Here is a 15,723-nt window from a genome sequence, read left to right on the forward strand (position 1 = left end):
GGCTCTTCTAGCGAATGCTAGTGATGAGTCTTTAACCGTAGCGCTACGCCCCCATCTCCCCAGCATGACGCGCTTGCGTCTGCCCCAGGAGAAGGCCATGCGACAGCAACAGATGACGCGCTTGATCCACAGCCTGCCCCAGCTGACGCACCACCAGCGCCAGCAACTGGCAAGCTGCCTGCAGGCGCTGCTCGATCACAGTCAAGCCATCGCCGTTGTAGAAGCACATGGCAGCGCCCACCGAACCTGTCCGCACTGCGGCAGCCCGCAGCTTGTCAAGAATGGCTCGGCCAACGGGCTGCAACGCTTCAAGTGCCGCCAGTGCGCGCGCACCTTCAACGCCTTGACTGGAACACCGCTGGCACGCCTGCATCTGCGGGATAAGTGGATGGGCCAGGCGCAGGTCTTGAGCGAAGGACTCTCACTCAACCAGGTGGCCCTGCGCCTGGGTGTGGCGCAAAGCACCGCCTTTCGCTGGCGCCACCGCTTCCTGGCCTGCCCCAAGAGCGTGCAGGCACGCCAGCTTGTGGGCATCGCCGAGGCCGATGAGTCTTACTTCCTGGCCTCCTGCAAGGGACACAGAGGCTTGCTGCGTCGTCCTCGCCGACGCGGCGGTAAGGCGCTGGCTGGCTGCAAGGGCTTGGAATACACCCCGGTGCTGATGGCGCGAGACCGGGCCGGAGCAACGGCCAACCTCATCCTGCAGACGAACCAAGCGGTGAGTGTGCAAACTGCACTCAAACCCTTGCTGCCACCAGACACCATCCTATGCACCGACGGCAGCGTCACACTGGCCAGCGCTGCGCGGGCCCTGGGCGTGCAGCACCAGGCGGTGAACGTGAGCCGGGGTAGGCGTGTGAGAGGCCCCTGGCATGTTCAAAACGTCAATGCCTATGTCAGCAGGCTGCGCGGGTGGATGCAGCGCTTCAAGGGCGTTGCAACGAAATACCTTGATTCGTACCTGGGCTGGTTCAGGATGTTGGACCGATCAGGCCCCATGGGGCCGCAGCCCGCACTGGTGCTGGAGGCGGCTATGGGGAGTCAAGGCGTCACTAGCATTCGCTAGAAGAGCCCAAAAACACTCAAAACCTGCGCTCTGGCAGAGATTTCGAGCCCTTGCGCAACCGCCAGCCTGCAAGGCCGGGTCAGACAACGCAGCGGGTGCCCAGCGCCGCCATCTCCTGCGACACCCCCACCCAGGCCACATCAAACCCCGCCACCTTGCGCTCCGGCGGCACGGGGTGCGCGCGCAGCGCCCAGGTGGCACCGGCCACCACGCTGTCGATCACGGGCACCGACACCTGCGGCTGCACGGCGGCAGCCATGCCTGCCAGCCCCGCCCCACCCAAAATGACGGCCTGCACCCCCATCTGCCGCACCACATCCCGGCAGGCCTGGGCCAGCAATGCGCGCGCCGCCTCGGGGTCTGCGGCCAGTTGGGCACCGGTGGGCGCCACGGTGTGGATGCCTGCCAGTGCGTGGGCGTGGCCCAGCGCCTGGGCCAGCCGCTGCAGCATGGGGCCCCAGCGCTCGCCGCCGGTGACGATGGCAAAGCGGCCGTGGCGCGCAGCCTCGATGAATGACGCTTCGGCCAGGCCGGTGACAGGCACCGGACTGCTCTCGCGCAGCGCCATCAGGCCGGGGTCGCCAAAGCAGCCGATCAGCACCGCGTCGGGCGGGGTCTGGGGCTGTGCGATCTCATGCGCCCACACATCGAGCGCGGCGTGGGCCGCCACGGCGTAGCTCGCCTCGCACGCGATGTACGGTGCGCCAAAGCGGGCCGTGGCCGTGCGCACCGCCACATGCGAGCCCGCAGCCCCCTGCACATGCCGCTGCAGCAAGGCACTGACATGGGCCGACATGTTGGGGTTGATGACGAGCAGTTGGCGCATGGGCAAGCGTGTGAAAAAACCGTCAGACCCCGCCCAGCAACCGCGCCAGATCGGGCGCCTCTGCCGCAGGCGGCGTGAACTCCAGCTGCGACTCGATCCGCGCCAGGTGGGCCAGCATCAGCCGGGGCGCATCGCGCGCATCGCGCAGGCGGATGGCGTCGATCAGCGCCCGGTGCTCGCGGCAGCCGCAGGCCGTGGCCTCTTCGCGGGTTTGGGCATGGCTGGGGCTGTAGGTCATCAGGATGAGCGAGGTGCGCGAGACCAGCTCGCGCAGGATGCGGCCTAGCGTCTGGTGCCCGGCCGCCTGCGCGATGTGCAGGTGAAAGTCGCCCGACAGGCGGATGGCACGGCGCATGTCGCCACTGGCGCGGGCGGCCTCTTCGTCGTCGATGCAGGTGCGCAGCGCGGCAATGTCGGCGTCGGTGGCGTTGGCAATGAACAGCTCCACCAGGCGCGGCTCCAGCAGGCGGCGGGCTTCAAAGACTTCCAGCGCCTCTTGCGGCGTGGGCTGGGCAATGGATGCGCCCCGGTTGGGTGTGAGCGTGACGACCTGCTCGTTGGCCAGCCGAACCAGCACGGGCCGTACGCGCGTGCGCGACACACCAAAAGCCGCCGCCAGCTTGTCCTCCACCAGCTTGGTGCCGGGTGGTAACCGGTGGTCGAGGATGGCCGACACCATGCGGTCGTACATGTCGTTGTCGCTGAGCTGGCCCGTCGTGTCGGGCTGCACGGGCGGTTCGGTGACCGCAGCGCGCGCGCGCCGGGGCTTGGGGAGGGTGGTCGTCATAAGGGTGCCGTTTTTACCCCGAACGGCCCTTGCGCCTGCGGCCCAATGCCCACACCAGCGCCAGCGTGATGCCCATGACGACGAACGACACCACGGTGGTCAGCGTGCCCAGCGCGTAGATGGACGGCGTGGTCACCGTGCTGGTCAGGCCCTGCAGCTCCAGCGGCAGCGTGTTCACGTCCCCAATGGCCTGCGAGGTACGGGCAATTTCGTCCCAGCTCAACGTGAAACCGAACATGCCAATGCCCACGACCGAAGGCGCAATCAGCGGCAGCACCACATGCGCAAAGCCCTGCCAGGGCGTGGCCCCCAGGTCGCGTGCTGCCTCTTCGTACGCAGGGTTGAAGCGGTTGAACACCGCAAACATGATGAGCAGGCCAAACGGCAGCGTCCAGGTCAGGTGCGCGCCCAGGGCCGAGGTGAACAGGCCCAGCGACGTGCCGTAGCCCTCCAGCGCACTCTCCATGCCCAGCCATTCCAGCGCGGCCTTGATGCCGTTGTCGATGAGCCGGAACTCCAGCCCGATGCCCAGCGACACGATGATGGACGGCATGATGAGGCTGGCCACCACGATGAAAAACAGCGTGTTGCCGCCCGCCAGACGCTTGCGAAACGCCAGGCCCGCCAGCACCGACAGCACCACCGTGCACAGCATCACCGCCACGCCCAGGCCCAGCGAGCGCCACAGCGCCGCGCCAATGTCCACCACACCCAGCCCTTCGGCCAGCTTGGCGAACCAGTGCAGCGACACGCCGCGCATGGGGAAGGTGAGCCCGCCCTCGGGGCCCTGGAAGCTCAGGATGAAGATGACGAACATCGGCCCGTACATGAACAGCACGAACAGCGCAAAGAAGATGGCCAGGGGCCAGAAGCTGGCGGGACGAGATTCACGGACTTTCATCTCACAGCTCCTTGCGAATGTCGACGAGGCGTGTGAGGCCCCAGATGATCATCAGCACCACGGCCAGCAGGATCACGGCATTGGCCGCCGCCAGCGGGAACTGCAAGTAGGACGTCTGCACCTGGATGATCTTGCCAATCGATGCAATCTGCTGCCCGCCCATTACGCCGATGGTCACGAAGTCGCCCATGACGATGGTGATCACAAAGATCGAGCCGATGATGATGCCGGTGCGCGACAGCGGCACGATCACGTTCCACAGCGTCTGCCAGCCACTCGCGCCGCTGTCGCTGGCGGCCTCGATGAGGCTGCGGTCGATGCGCATCATGCTGTTGAAGATGGGCACGATCATGAACATGGTGTACAGGTGCACAAAGGCCAGCACCACGGAGAAATCCGAGAACAGCAGCCACTCCACGGGCGTCTCGATGAGGTTCATGCCCATCAAGGTCTGGTTCACTAACCCATTGCGCCCCAGCAGCGGCACCCACGAGATCATGCGGATCACGTTGGATGTCCAGAACGGGATGGTGCACAGCACGAACAGCAGGGTCTGCATGCCCGAAGAGCGCACATGGAAGGCCAAAAAATAGGCCACGGTGAAGCCGATCACCAGCGTGATCAGCCACACCAGAAAGCTGAACTTGAGCGTGGAGTAATACGTCTTGAGCGTGACACACAGGCCCTCCGACGCATCGCCACAGCCCGCAAAGATCGACACGTAGTTCTTGAACGTGAAGCCCGGCAACAGCTCGTACTCATTGAAGTCCCAGAAGCTGACCATCACGATCAGCGCCAGCGGAATCAGAAAAAACAGCGCGAACACCAGCGTGAACGGCGCAGCCTGCCACCAGGCGGCAATGCTGCGGCCGGGGACAGCTGCAGCAGGTAAGGACTGTGTGGTCGTGCTCATGGTGTTTGCAATCAATGAATTCAAAGGTCTACCGTTCGGCGCTTGCTCTTGAGACTGACGCTGCCCAAGACCAGTGCCCCCGTGCAAGGGCCGCCCCGCCGCACCGGGGGCGTCCCCCTCCCGAACCGCGCAGCGGGTCGAGAGAGGGGTGAAGGCGCGCAGCGCCTCAGGGGGTGCACTCCTTACGCCGCGACGAACTCATTCCACTTCTGCACCATGTAGTTGTTCTCGTCCATCAGCGCGTTCCAGCAAGCGATGCCGCCCATGCGCGACTCGTAGCTGCCGCCGTCGCGCACTGCACCGGCCTTGGCCAGCACATCGCCATTCGGGCTCTTGATGTCCTGCGTGGCGGGCTTGCCTTCCATCCAGTAGGCCCACTCGTAGGCTTCCATCTTGGACTTGGCGGTCTCCAGCACGGCGCTGTAGTAGCCCTGGCGGTTCAGGTAGGCACCGGCCCAGCCGTCGAGGAACCAGTTGATGAACTCGTAGGCGCCATCGAGCTTGCGGCCGCTCAGCGTGGCGGGCAGACCAAAGCCGGCGGCCCAGGCGCGATAGCCTTCCTTCAGGGGCTGGAAGTTGCAGGCGATGCCCTTGGTGCGCACGGCCGTCACAGCCGGGCTCCACATCGACTGGATCACCACCTCGCCCGATGCCATCAGGTTCACCGACTCGTTGAAGTCCTTCCACAGCGCGCGGAACTGGCCCTGCTTCTTGGCCTCGATCAGGGTCTTGATCGTGAGATCAATCTCCTTCTTGGTCATGTTGCCCTTGTCGGGGTACTTGTAGAGGCCCATGGCCTCGACCACCATGGCGGCGTCCATGATGCCGATGGAGGGGATGTTCAAAATCGCGGTCTTGCCTTTGAACTCGGGGTTGAGCAGCTCGGCCCAGGAGTTGATGGGGCGCTTGATCAGGTCGGGGCGGATGCCCAGCGTGTCGGCGTTGTACACGGTGGGGATCAGGCTCATGAACTGCGTGGGCGCGGTCGCGAACTTCTTGGACTTTTCGCCTTCCAGGTAGATCACCTTCTTGGGCGCGGTGCCCTGGTCGCCCACGGCTTTGCCCGCCACCATGCCGGTAGTGAACAGCGTGGTGATCTTGTCGGCGTTCTTGATACGCTTGGTGTCGATGCCCTTCAGGTTGCCCGTGGGCACGATCTTTTTCAGCGAGAAGTACTCGGTGTCGATCAGGTCAAAACTGTTGGGCGCGGTGACGGCGCGCTTGGTCACGTCATCCGTGGTCACGGCCACGTACTGGATCTCGATGCCGGTGTCGGCCTTGAACTTCTCGGCAATCGCCTTGTCCTGGTTCACCGCCGTGCCCAGGTAGCGCAGCACGATCTTTTCCTGCGAATGCACGGCCGGGAACATGCCAGCGGCCAGGATGCCCGCCGTGCCCTTGAGCAACGAGCGGCGCGCCACTCCAGTGGCATCGGAGACAACAACAGGGGAATCAGCACGGGAAGCATCGGACATGGGAAAACTCCTTGGGTTGCGGAAGGGGACGGGTGGAAAAAGAGGTAAAGCGGCGGCGCGGTCAGGCGGCGACGGCCACTGCGGGAGCGGGCACGGACAGCGGGTGCGCCTGGTCGGGCGTCCAGTGCAGTTGCACGCCCTGCCCCACCTGGTAGGGCTGCGCAGCAAAGGCGGCCTCGGACACCATCACCGAATACGCCGCCGTGGCGTTGGCCGACAGAACTGCGCCGTGCTTTTGCAGGCCCACCAGCACATAGGTGCCTTGGTATTCCACATCGGTCACCACGGCCTGCATGCGCTGGGCACCCCAGGGCAACTCGGCACTGGCGGGGGCAATCTGCAGGTGGTCGGTGCGCACGCCCACCTTGCCTTCGGGTGTGTGGATCACGTTGTGCCCGCCCATGAAGCGCGCCACGAATTCGCTGGCGGGCCGGTTATAGACCTCGTGCGGGCTGCCCACCTGCTCAATCACGCCGTGGTTCATCACCACCATGGTGTCGGCCAGGGCCATGGCCTCTTCCTGGCTGTGGGTCACATGGATAAACGTCAGGCCCAGCTCCTTTTGCCAGCGGCGCAGCTCGGCACGCATCTGGATGCGCAGGAAGGGGTCGAGCGCGGACAGCGGCTCGTCGAGCAGCAGCACACGCGGCTGGGTGATCAGGGCCCGCGCCAGCGCCACACGCTGCTGCTGCCCGCCGGAGAGTTCTGCGGGCTTGCGCTCGGCCAGGTGCCCCAGGGCCACGCGCTCCAGCAGGTCGCGCGCCTTGGCCTGGCGTTCGGCCTTGGCCACGCCTTTCATCTTCAGGCTGAAGGCCACGTTGTCCAGCGCAGAGAGGTGCGGAAACAGCGCAAAGCTCTGGAACATCATGGCCGTGCCGCGCGCGGCGGCGGGCAGGTCGGTGATGTTGCGGTTTTCCAGCAGGATGTCACCACTGGTCACCGACTCGTGCCCGGCAATCATGCGCAACGTGGTGCTCTTGCCGCAGCCCGAAGGCCCCAGCAGGCAGCAGTAGCTGCTGCTGGCAATGCGCAGGTTGATCGCATCCACGGCGGGCTTGCCTGGGGCGTAGCGTTTGGTCAGCGCCACGATTTCAATGGCGGCGGAGGCGGGCGCAGGGTGGGTGCTTTGCATGGCGTATGCCCTACGCAAGGCCCATGCCAACTTTGTACACAATGTTTTATGAACTTTGCATACAAAATGCACCAACACGGCGCACATTGCCGCCCCATACCGGTCCACACCCGCGCTGCCCCTGGTCCAACCTCGGGCAAACCATGCACCGAAACAGCGCTGAGCACTGCGGGTGCGTGGCTATACTGGCTTCGCCTTTGAAACAATTTATTACGTAGGCACGTCCCTCCCTCTCCTCTTGCCTGCCGCATGACGAACCTCGACCCGCGCTCCATGATCGCCCTGGCGGGCTTCATGTCTGCCGTCATGGCCCTGGTGCTGCTGTTCATGCGGCGGCACTACCCGCCCAGCATCCGGGGCGTGGGCGGATGGGCGGCGGCGCCATTGCTGTGGCTGCTGTCCACCGTGCTGTTTGGCGCGCGTGGCGCCATCCCCGACTGGCTGGGCCTGGTGCTGGCCAACCAGTTGCTGGTGCTGGGCTCGGTCACTTATTACATGGGCACGCGCCAGTTCATGGGCCAGCACGCCACCTGGCGCACCTGGAACTGGGTGATGGCCGGCACCACGGTGGTGTTTGCCTGGCTGACCTACGGGTGGCCCAACTATGCGGTGCGGGTGGGGTTTTTCACCGTGGTGATGGGGGCGCTGTACGCCGCGCAACTGCGCTTCATGCTGCGCCACGGAGGGCGCAACTTCCCGGTGCGGCTGGTGGAGGTGATGCTGGGCCTGCACATGCTGGTACTGGGGGTCAGGCTGGGTTCGATACTGGCAGGGCACGCGGGCAACGACCTGATGGAGCCCTCGCTGTTCCAGACCCTGTACATCGGTGCCTATGCGCTCACCGTGCTGATGTTGTCCATTGGCGCGGTGCTGATGGCCACAGACCGCTTGCGCACCGAGCTGGAGCACCTGGCCACCTATGACTCGCTGACCCAAACCCTCAACCGCCGTGCCTTGCTGCAGCGCTGCGAGGACGAGCTGGAGCGCGCGCAGCGCTACGGCGGCGGTCCGTCCATCATGATGGTGGACCTGGACAACTTCAAGGCGGTGAACGACACACGGGGCCACCAGCACGGCGATGCAGTGTTGGTGCACTTTGCCGAGCGCACCCGCCAGGTGCTGCGCCGCGCTGACCGCCTGGGCCGCTACGGGGGCGAGGAATTTCTGGTGCTGCTGCCGGGAGCCGACGCGCAAGCGGCTCTGGCCGTGGCCCAGCGCATCCACGCCACGCTGGCCTCGGGGCACCCGCTGGACTGCGAGGTGAGCATCGGGCTGACCAGCTGGTCCGGGTCACACGAGACCCTGGACGCGATGCTCTCCCGCGCCGACGCCGCGCTGTACCGCGCCAAGGAAGAAGGCCGCAACCAGACCGTCGTGGGCTAGAGCCTGCCCAAGCAGGGCGGCTCAGGCCGTCTGCGTCGCCACGCCAGCCGATTCAAAACTCGCCATCTCGCGCAGCACGGCGCAGGCCGATTGCAGCAACGGCCAGGCCAGCGCCGCGCCCGACCCCTCGCCCAGGCGCAGGCCCAAGTCCAGCAAGGGCTCTGCCTGCATCTGCGCCAGCATCAGGCTGTGGCCCCGTTCGCCCGAACGGTGGGCAAACACGCAGCGCTGCAGCACCTGCGGCGCAATGCGGCTGGCCACCAGCACGGCCGCGCTGGTGATGAAACCGTCCACCACAATCACGCGCCGCTCGGCCGCTGCCTGCAGCACTGCGCCCACCAGCGTGGCCACCTCGTAGCCACCCAGGGCAGCCAGAGCCTCCAACGGGCTGGTGGCGCCGGCATTGGCGTCCAGCGCCTGCTGCAGCACCGCACGCTTGCGTTCGATGCCTGCAGAATCCAGCCCGGTGCCCGCCCCCGTCACCTCGGCCAGCGGCAACCCCGCCAGGCGCGCCAGCAGCAGCGATGCCACCGAGGTGTTGGCAATGCCCATCTCGCCCAGCAGCAAGGCGTTACCCGGCAGCCCACGCACCACCTCCACCCCGTTGGCCAGCGCCTGGGCGCATTGCTCGGCACTCATGGCCGGGCCGACGGAGGCATCCTGCGTGCCGGCTGCCACCTTGCGCAGCAACAAGCGGGGCTGGCCGGGCGCTGCATCGCGCGCAACAATGGGCTTGGCCACGCCGCAGTCCACCACCGTAAGGCCCAGGCCGTGCTGGCGCGCCAGCACGCTCACGGCCGCCCCACCCGCCAGAAAGTTCTCCACCATCTGCCAGGTCACATCGCTCGGGAACGCCGACACACCCCGCGCGGCCAGGCCGTGGTCGCCCGCGCACACCAGCATCTGGGGAGCGTGCAGCACGGGGGATTCGGTGCCCAGAATCGCGCCCAGGCGCATCGCCAGGCGCTCCAGCAGGCCCAGCGAGCCCAGGGGCTTGGTCTTGTGGTCAATGACGTGCTGCAGGCGGTTGGCCAACGCGGCATCATGCAGGTCAGCAACGGATGGAATTGCGAAAGGTGAGGTCATGGTGATGGAAAACACAAGGAACGCCGTGCACAAAGCGGCACAGCAGGGTTTTGAAAAAGAGGCACAGGCCTATGCGCGCGGCAGGCCGGACTACCCGGCGGCGCTGTCGGCCTGGCTGGCACAGGCCTTGGGCCTGGGCCCCGGCCGCGAGGTGGCCGATGTGGGTGCGGGCACCGGCAAGTTCACCGCCCTGCTTGCGACCACCGGGGCCACGGTGGTGGGCGTGGAGCCCGTGGACGCCATGCGCGCCAAGATCGACGCCCTGCAACTGCCCAAGGTGCGCGCCGTGGCGGGCACGGCGCAAGCCATTCCGCTGCCATCCGGCACGCTGGATGCCGTGGTCTGTGCGCAGGCCTTCCACTGGTTTGCCACCCGCGAAGCCCTGGACGAATTCCACCGCGTGCTGCGGCCGGGCGGCAAGCTGGGCCTGGTGTGGAATGTGCGCGATGAGTCGGTGGACTGGGTGGCGGAGCTCACCACCATCATCACGCCCCACGAGGGCGATGCCCCGCGCTTCTACAAGGGCGACTGGCGCAAACCCTTTCCACACCCCGGTTTCGGCCCATTGGTCGAGACCCGGCTGATCCACGAGCATGTGGGGCCACCCCAGCAGGTCATCGTGGACCGATTCATGTCGATCAGCTTCATTGCAGCCCTGCCCGATGCCGAACGCACCGCAGTGCGCGCGCAGATCGAGGCCTTGATAGAGCGGCACCTCGCGCTGCGCGGGCAGGACACCGTGCGCTTTCCGTACACCACCCTCGCCTGCCACTGCGAACGGCTGTGAGGAGCTGCGGCGCATCACAGTAGCCGGTTTCCTACCGCGCCACCAATGCATCCAGCACGCCCGGTGTGAAGCTGCTACCCAGAAAACCCGCCAGGCCGTCAAACACGCCGTCCAGCGTGGGCACCTGGGCACCAAACAGCGCGTGCAGCACCGCAGCGTCCTCGAACAGGCCGTGCAGGTACACACCCAGCACGTTGCCTGCCGCGTTCTGCCAGGCGATGCCGGGGATGACCTCGCGCGCCACATCGCCCTTGGCAGCCATGGCGGGGTGCTGGGCGGTCCGGCCGTGGTGGATTTCGTAGCCCGTGGCGGACACACCCGCCAGCGCGGCCCAGGCCCCCAACACCGCACCAAACTGCGCCTGGGTGCGTTGCACGGTCTTGGCAACCTCAAAGGTGGTGACCAGCGGCAGCAGGCCCAGGCCCGGCGCATTGCCGTCGATGCCTGCGGTATCGATCAATGCCTCGCCCAGCATCTGCAGGCCGCCACACACGCCCAGCACCGTGCCACCCTGCCCCGCGTGATGGGCAATGGCCTGGTCCAGCCCTTGCGCGCGCAGCCAGGCCAGGTCGGCAGCGGTGGCCTTGGAGCCCGGCAGCACCACCCAGTCGGTGGGCTTGAGGCCCGCCAGGTCGGCCGGGCTGCGCGCCCAGATCAGGCGCACGCCGGGCACGTTCTTGAGTGGCTGGAACTCGTCGAGGTTGCTGATGCGCGGGTAGGCGATGACAGCCACGGTGGTGTGCACCGCGCCCGCTGACAACGTGCGGTCATCAAACACGCCGTCCTCCTCGGGCAGGCCATGGCGCCATTGCATGGGGATGGTGGCCACGGTGGGCACACCCGTGAGGTCTTGCAGCATCTGCGGCGCAGGCGCCAGCAGGCTGGCATCGCCGCGAAACTTGTTAAGCACAAAGCCTTGGATCAGCGCGCGCTCGTCCTCGGGCAGCAGCGCCCAGGTGCCATACAGGTGGGCGAACGCGCCGCCCCGGTCGATGTCGGTCACCAGCAGGCAGCGCGCATCGGCATGGCGGGCCACGCGCATGTTCACGATGTCGCTCGCGTGCAGGTTGATCTCTGCGGGCGAACCGGCGCCCTCGATCACCACCACGTCGTTCTCGGCGCGCAGTGCATCCAGCGCCGCGGCGATCTGCGGCCACACCTTTTCGCTGCGGCCGCGCCAGGGCATGGCGGTGAGCTCGGCGCTCACCTGCCCCATCAGCACGACCTGGCTGTGCGTGTCGGCCTCGGGCTTGAGCAGCAGCGGGTTCATGCGCACCTCAGGCTCGGCACGCGCAGCCAGGGCCTGGAAATACTGGGCGCTGCCGATTTCACCCATCACACCCGCAGGGCCCGACACCACACGTGCGTTGTTGCTCATGTTCTGTGCCTTGAACGGAGCAACCTTCAGACCCTGGTTGCTGTAGTAGCGGCACAGCGCCGTGGTGAGCCAGCTTTTGCCCGCGCCGCTGGTGGTGCCAAGCACCATCACACAACGGGCCAATTGGGGAGCAGAGTTTTCAGTCAAGGCAGTGGGCGGACCATGCGGTCCATGATGTGTTCAAGTGCTGCAGCCGCATCGGTGCAGCGGCCCGTGTGGACGGGAGAGGTCTGGATGATGGCGCTGCGTTTGGCGGTGAGCCAGTGAAAGCGCTGGCGGTACGGCAGGCGCGCAATGGGGCCACAGCCTTCGTCGCCCGCACAGATGGCCACGATGGCGGCCAGGTGGCGGCGCACGGCGTCAATGTCGGCGTGCGGGTCCATGGCCAGCAGGCGCGCCTCGTCGAGCGCGATGGCAGCCTGGAGAAAGCCGGTGCGCTGGCACGAGAGGATCACGCCCGCGTTGATGAATTCCTCGCGCTCCACGCGCGGCACCACGCGCACGATGGCGTAGTCATACACCTCAGGCACGTGCATCGGCGGCCTCCTTCAGTGCATTCACCCAGGTGGCGCGCCCGGCCAGGCGGGCGCAGAAGTAGTCCACATAGGCCTGGCGGTGGGTAGGGGCAGCGGTCAGCAGGCCTTCTTCGTGATCTGCACCGGCCAGCACCAAAAACTCGTCGGGCACCTCGGCCAGGATGCCCGCCACCACCTCGGGCGTGAGGCGCGCGGCCAGCTCGGCATCCACCTGCGCGAGCAGCGTGGCCCGGGCCAGCAGCACATGGTCGGCAATGGGCGCAAAAGGTTTGGCGGGCAGGGCCACCGTGCCGTTCCAGGCGTGGTGAAAGGTCAGCGCCGCACCGTGGTCGATGAGCCAGGGCTGGCGGTGCCACATCAGCAGATTGGTGTTGCGCGCGGTGCGGTCCACATTGCCCACCAGCGCGTCGAACCACACGAGGCGTGATGCGAAATCATCCGACACCACATCCACCGCCGGGTCGAAATTGAGCGCGCCCGACAGGTAATCCAGCCCCACGTTCAGGCCACCGCTGGCGCGCACCAGGTCCTGGATCTCCGGGTCGGGCTCGGTCTGCGCCAGGGCGGGGTCGAGCAGGGCCAGCACGATGTCGGGCACGGGCAGGCCCAGCGCACGGGCGATGCCACCCGCGATCATTTCAGCCAGCAGGGCGCGCACGCCCTGCCCTGCGCCACGGAACTTGAGCACGTAGGTGCCCAGGTCGTCGCCTTCGACGATGGCGGGCATGGAGCCACCTTCACGCAGCGGCGTGACGTAGCGATTGACGGTGATGGTTCTCACAAGGTCTCCCTCGATCCGATGGAATGCGGGATGGTACGGCCCGCAGGGCCCAAGACGGCCTGCCATGCGGCCCGCAGCGCATCTTGTGCGGCGGGCGCCAGCACCCCCAGGCGCACCGTGCCCGGCAGGCCGAACGACGCCGCATCGCGCAGCTTGATGCCACTGGCGCGCAGCGCAGCCAGATCGCTCTGCAACGTGTGGGTAGCGGGCTGCACGCAGAAATAGTTGGCCAGGCTGCCCGCGTGCACAGCCCAGCCCAGATCGGTGCACAGCGTCTGCTGGCGCGCCTTCCAATCGCCCAGAGTGCGCAGGCTGTGCACCAGCCATTGCTGCACGGTGGCTTGCGTCCACGCCTGCAGCAGTGCCACGCCGTGGGCACCCACAGGCCAGGAAGACGCCAGGGCCGTCAGCCCCAGCGCCTGCTCTTCACAGTCTGGCGGCGCAATCGCATAGGCGGCACGTACACCCGTCAGCCCCAGGGCCTTGTTGGGGGTCCAGAGCTGCCAGCAGGCCGAGGGCATGAGCGGCGACGGCGCGCCAGCCCATGCGCCCTCCGCGCCGAGCCGCAGGGGGACATACGCGCAGTCGAGCACACGCCAGGCAACGTCGGCATCGCTTTGTCGCCAACCGCGCAACGAAGGATCTTCCACACCCAGAGGGCTCGAGGGCTCGCACGCCCATTGCAGGCCCGCTGCGGCGCCGCCGCCCCGCAGCACCTCCAGCCCGCGCACCTGCGCGGCCTGGGCGTAGTCGCCATAGCTGTGTGGCGGCACGGCCACCTGCACCGCGCCCTGCTGTGCGGCCAGCGCGGTGATGCGGTGGATGAACTCGCTGGCACTGGCCGCCAGCGCGATGCGCCCCGGCACCACGCCATGGAAGGCGCCGAGGGCCTCGCGCAGCGCCGTGTAGGCCGGGTCGGGGTAGCGCGTGGCGTCGGCCGCCTGCACGGCGTGCAGCGCCTCGGGGCATGGCCCGCAGGCGTTGCTGTTGGTCGAGAAATCAAACACCGGAACGCCCGCGGCGTCCGGGCCACCGTGCAACGGCGTGGGCGCAGAGAAACGACGCGGCGAGCTCATGCATGCGCCCAGGCAAACACCACCAGCACCAGCAACTGCAGGCCCGCCACCACGGGCACCATGGCCAGCACCACCTGCATGCCCAGGCGTGCAGCGCGCCGCGTATCGAGCGGCCCCGCCCGGCGGCCCTTGCTGTGCAGCGTGTACACCCCGGGCTTGGCCAGGCGCACGTTCAACGCCAGTGCCATGGCCGCCATGGGCCAGCCGCTGTTGGGCGATGGCGTCTTGCGTGCCTGGCGGGCCAGTGCAGCGAACGGCAGTCCCCTGGCGACCACCGCCAGCAACAAGGCGGTGATGCGGGCCGGCACCCACGACAGCACATCGTCCGCCCGCGCCGCCCACTTGCCCGCCCATTGCCAGTAGCGCCCGCTGCGCATGCCGGGGTAGCCCCACATGGCGTCGGCCGTATTGGCCATGCGGTACAGCGCAGCCCCCGGCAGGCCCAGCAGCGCAAACCAGAACAGCGGCGCCACCACGGAATCGTTGAGGTTCTCGGCCAGCGACTCGATGGCCGACTCGCGCACTTGAACGGCGGTGAGCGCGCTTACATCCCGGCTCACCAGCCGGGCCAGCTGCGCACGCCCGGCAGGCAGCGATTGGCCCAGCGCCACCTCCACCGCCAGCACCTCGTCGTGCAGCATGCGCCAGGCCAGCAGGGGCTTGAGCAGCAGCGCCAGCATGCCGAGGGCAAGCCAGCCCATCAGCGTCAACGCCAGGTGCTGCAACCACCAGGAAACTATCAAAACAATAGCAGCCAAGGCAATCCACACTAGCGCCCCCAGCCAAAAACGCCGAAAGTCCTGTGCCACAGGCGTCAGCGGGGCCACCCGCTCGCCCCCCCAGTGCAAGGCCGTGCCCATCCACACCACCGGGTGCCAGCGGGCGGGCGGCTCCCCCAACCACCAGTCAATGGCCAGTGCCAGCAGCGGCACTCCCATCCACACCGCTGCCGCAGGCCAGCCCAGGCCAGGGAGCAGTAGCAAGGACCAGTGCTCGGACACAATGGCTCAGTCTTCGATGCCGCGCTGCGCGGGAATGCCCGCCTTGAACGCGTGCTTGATCAGCTGCATCTCGGTCACGGTGTCGGCCAGCTCGATGATCTCGGGGGGGCAGCGGCGGCCGGTGAGGCACACGTGCACGTCCTTGGGCCGATCGCGCAGGGTCTGCAACACGCCGTCGAGCGGCAGCCAGCCGTAGATCAGCGGGTAGGTGATCTCGTCCAGCACCACCAGAAAATGCTCTCCCGACAGGATGGCGGCGCGCGCCTTTTCCCAGCCGTCGCGCGCGAGCTGGGCCGAGTGCTCCAGGTCCTTGCTCTTCCAGCTGAAGCCGTCGCCCAGGCCTTCGATGGGCAGGCCAATCTGCTCGAACATGCGGTGCTCGCCAAAACGCGCGGTGGGCACCTTCATGAACTGGAAGATCTTCACGGCCTTGCCCCGGCCATGGGCGCGCAGCGCCAGGCCAAAGGCGGCCGTGCTTTTGCCCTTGCCGTCGCCGGTGTTGACGATGACAAGGCCCCGGCGTTCGCCCTCGGGTTTTTCGTAGCGTTTTTCGGTGGGTGGGGTTTCGATCTGCATGGTGTCGATTCTTTCAGAG

The 15,723-nt window shown here is 67.0% G+C and carries 16 protein-coding genes; 3 read left to right on the forward strand and 13 right to left on the reverse strand.

Going from position 1 to position 15,723, the window contains the following annotated elements:
* The first annotated feature begins 97 nt into the window (after positions 1 to 97).
* Entirely contained in the window at positions 98 to 1,066 is a 969-nt protein-coding gene (locus ATF69_RS13995; protein WP_099729449.1) for an IS1595 family transposase, read from the forward strand.
* A gap of 79 nt (positions 1,067 to 1,145) precedes the next feature.
* Here ATF69_RS13995 and ATF69_RS14000 read toward each other — a convergent pair whose 3' ends face one another.
* From ATF69_RS14000 to ATF69_RS14025, 6 genes are all read right to left on the reverse strand, one after another.
* Positions 1,146 to 1,892: an aspartate/glutamate racemase family protein gene (locus tag ATF69_RS14000; RefSeq protein WP_146871344.1), complete on the reverse strand. Its 747-nt coding sequence runs from the start codon at positions 1,890 to 1,892 to the stop codon at positions 1,146 to 1,148.
* A 22-nt stretch (positions 1,893 to 1,914) separates the two neighbouring features.
* Positions 1,915 to 2,679 (reverse strand): GntR family transcriptional regulator, encoded by a 765-nt coding sequence (locus ATF69_RS14005; protein ID WP_146871345.1) that lies wholly within the window; start codon positions 2,677 to 2,679, stop codon positions 1,915 to 1,917.
* A gap of 13 nt (positions 2,680 to 2,692) precedes the next feature.
* On the reverse strand, positions 2,693 to 3,580 hold the full coding sequence (locus ATF69_RS14010; protein WP_146871346.1) for an ABC transporter permease: 888 nt from the start codon (positions 3,578 to 3,580) through the stop codon (positions 2,693 to 2,695).
* Position 3,581: 1 nt separating this feature from the next.
* The gene (locus ATF69_RS14015; RefSeq protein ID WP_056064316.1) at positions 3,582 to 4,493 is read right to left on the reverse strand and encodes an ABC transporter permease; all 912 of its coding nucleotides are present in this window, start codon (positions 4,491 to 4,493) and stop codon (positions 3,582 to 3,584) included.
* A gap of 182 nt (positions 4,494 to 4,675) precedes the next feature.
* The gene (locus tag ATF69_RS14020) at positions 4,676 to 5,968 is read right to left on the reverse strand and encodes an ABC transporter substrate-binding protein (RefSeq protein WP_099730638.1); all 1,293 of its coding nucleotides are present in this window, start codon (positions 5,966 to 5,968) and stop codon (positions 4,676 to 4,678) included.
* Positions 5,969 to 6,029: 61 nt separating this feature from the next.
* A complete protein-coding gene (locus ATF69_RS14025; RefSeq protein WP_146871347.1) occupies positions 6,030 to 7,100 on the reverse strand; it encodes an ABC transporter ATP-binding protein in 1,071 nt (356 codons plus the stop codon).
* Between the two features lie 249 nt (positions 7,101 to 7,349).
* On the opposite strand from ATF69_RS14025, the gene ATF69_RS14030 reads away from it, so the two are divergent.
* Positions 7,350 to 8,483 (forward strand): GGDEF domain-containing protein, encoded by a 1,134-nt coding sequence (locus tag ATF69_RS14030; RefSeq protein WP_244303731.1) that lies wholly within the window; start codon positions 7,350 to 7,352, stop codon positions 8,481 to 8,483.
* Between the two features lie 21 nt (positions 8,484 to 8,504).
* Here the strand turns inward: ATF69_RS14030 and cobT are convergent, their stop codons facing one another.
* A complete protein-coding gene (cobT, locus tag ATF69_RS14035; protein ID WP_146871348.1) occupies positions 8,505 to 9,569 on the reverse strand; it encodes a nicotinate-nucleotide--dimethylbenzimidazole phosphoribosyltransferase in 1,065 nt (354 codons plus the stop codon).
* Here cobT and ATF69_RS14040 point away from each other — a divergent pair.
* Complete coding sequence (locus ATF69_RS14040; protein WP_146871349.1) at positions 9,568 to 10,356, forward strand: class I SAM-dependent methyltransferase; 789 nt, start codon at positions 9,568 to 9,570, stop codon at positions 10,354 to 10,356. The genes cobT and ATF69_RS14040 overlap by 2 nt on opposite strands.
* A 31-nt stretch (positions 10,357 to 10,387) precedes the next feature.
* On the opposite strand, the gene ATF69_RS14045 is transcribed toward ATF69_RS14040, so the two are convergent.
* The 6 genes from ATF69_RS14045 to cobO form a co-directional block, all read right to left on the reverse strand.
* A complete protein-coding gene (locus ATF69_RS14045) occupies positions 10,388 to 11,842 on the reverse strand; it encodes a cobyric acid synthase (protein ID WP_146871565.1) in 1,455 nt (484 codons plus the stop codon).
* A 35-nt stretch (positions 11,843 to 11,877) separates the two neighbouring features.
* Positions 11,878 to 12,270 (reverse strand): DUF3037 domain-containing protein, encoded by a 393-nt coding sequence (locus ATF69_RS14050; protein WP_146871350.1) that lies wholly within the window; start codon positions 12,268 to 12,270, stop codon positions 11,878 to 11,880.
* Entirely contained in the window at positions 12,257 to 13,051 is a 795-nt protein-coding gene (locus tag ATF69_RS14055; RefSeq protein WP_121419636.1) for a HipA family kinase, read from the reverse strand. The genes ATF69_RS14050 and ATF69_RS14055 overlap by 14 nt, the downstream gene beginning before the upstream one ends.
* Complete coding sequence (locus tag ATF69_RS14060; protein WP_146871351.1) at positions 13,048 to 14,127, reverse strand: aminotransferase class I/II-fold pyridoxal phosphate-dependent enzyme; 1,080 nt, start codon at positions 14,125 to 14,127, stop codon at positions 13,048 to 13,050. The genes ATF69_RS14055 and ATF69_RS14060 overlap by 4 nt, the downstream gene beginning before the upstream one ends.
* Entirely contained in the window at positions 14,124 to 15,065 is a 942-nt protein-coding gene (gene cbiB, locus ATF69_RS14065) for an adenosylcobinamide-phosphate synthase CbiB (RefSeq protein ID WP_146871566.1), read from the reverse strand. The genes ATF69_RS14060 and cbiB overlap by 4 nt, the downstream gene beginning before the upstream one ends.
* A 69-nt stretch (positions 15,066 to 15,134) precedes the next feature.
* Entirely contained in the window at positions 15,135 to 15,704 is a 570-nt protein-coding gene (gene cobO / locus ATF69_RS14070; RefSeq protein ID WP_056747164.1) for a cob(I)yrinic acid a,c-diamide adenosyltransferase, read from the reverse strand.
* Positions 15,705 to 15,723 lie beyond the last annotated feature (19 nt).

Source organism: Acidovorax delafieldii (assembly GCF_007993815.1).
GTDB lineage: Bacteria > Pseudomonadota > Gammaproteobacteria > Burkholderiales > Burkholderiaceae_C > Acidovorax > Acidovorax delafieldii.